Below are 1381 nucleotides of genomic sequence, written 5' to 3' on the forward strand. Positions count from 1 at the left end.
TCGATCTGTTACTTCAGCTTTGATCAAGGCTTCAAGAATGGGCTGTGCTTGAAGGTAAGATGGCCCAGCTTGCTGTGATAGCTCCATAACACTGTTGGCCATACCGTGTAGTTTGAGTTGTTTGAAGGTGTGGATCATGGTTTCAATGTGCATAAGGATGACCTCTTAGTTGATCGTAGCGTTGTGTGTTGGCAATAGGCTCTTCGTTTAGAATGAGAGAGGGTGGTGTTAGCAAAGGCTCAGGTGTTTCCTGTTCGATGAGTTGGCTCAAACAGTTCATTACATGCTGTTTTGAGGGGTGCCCGCATCGCAGAGATTCCTCAACCGCTTGCTCAACCAGCTGTTCGTCGTGATGAAGTACCAAGGCCAATATCTCGACCATTTCTCGATCACCACCTTGTCGTCGAAGTAAATACTTTTGAATGGACTTGAAGCTGTCTGGCAAGGTCTCGAACGGTGCGCCGTTACGCAGTGCTCCTGGTTTGCGTTGAGCCACGGCTAGATAATGTCTCCATTCATACTTGGTGATACCTGCATCATGCTTGCGATTGAAGATACGTCTATGTCTTGCTATCTCCTTGCCTTCGGCAACGATAACGATTTCAGCTGCATAAACATGAAGACTCACATGCTGGTTAGCAAAGCTTGCCGGGACACTATAGCGGTTACGCTCGAACGTAATTAAGCATGTAGAAGAGACTCGCTTAGTCTCTTCTACATAGCCATCGAATGGCGCTGGGACAGGCATTAAACATGGCCGTTCTTGTCGCCAGCATTCAGCAACCGTTAGATTGGATTGTTCTGGGTGTTTTTGGCGGTGCCACAGTTCAATACATTGGCGTTCAAGCCAAGCATTAAGTTCTTCGAGAGTCTTGAACTTGGGAGCGGTATGCCATAACTGATGCCGAGCATCTCGCACCTTTTTCTCGACTTGGCCTTTCTCCCAACCTGCAGCTGGATTACAGAACTCAGCTTCAAACAGATAATGACTGACTAGCGTTTGGAATCGGCGATTAACATCGCGCTGTTTACCTGATCGTACCTTATCCACAGCAGTCTTCATGTTGTCGTAGATGCCGCGTTCAGGCACGCCACCAAAGACCCGAAATGCATGATTGTGTGCATCAAACAGCATCTCGTGCGTTTGTTTGTAATAAGCTCGCAGGAAGAAAGCTCGACTATTGCTTAGCTTGAAGTAAGCAACTTGAAGGCAGCACTTCCGACCATTGATCGTGGCGAAATCTTCGCCCCAATCAAACTGGAATGCTTCGCCTGGTGCAAAAGTCAGTGGAACATAGACTCGCTTAGCGGCAGTGCTCTTTGCTTCATGTTGCTCTTGTCGCCACTGCCGTGCAAACGCAGCAACACGATCATAGGAAAC

Annotated in this window: 1 protein-coding gene; it reads right to left on the reverse strand. The window is 47.9% G+C overall.

The window, feature by feature from the left end; translation table 11 throughout:
* Positions 1 to 142 precede the first annotated feature (142 nt).
* Positions 143 to 1381 (reverse strand): IS21 family transposase (istA, locus tag A3766_RS08445; protein WP_068642073.1); only part of this gene is annotated, 1239 nt, incomplete at its 5' end.

It is taken from the genome of Oleiphilus sp. HI0132 (assembly GCF_001635845.1).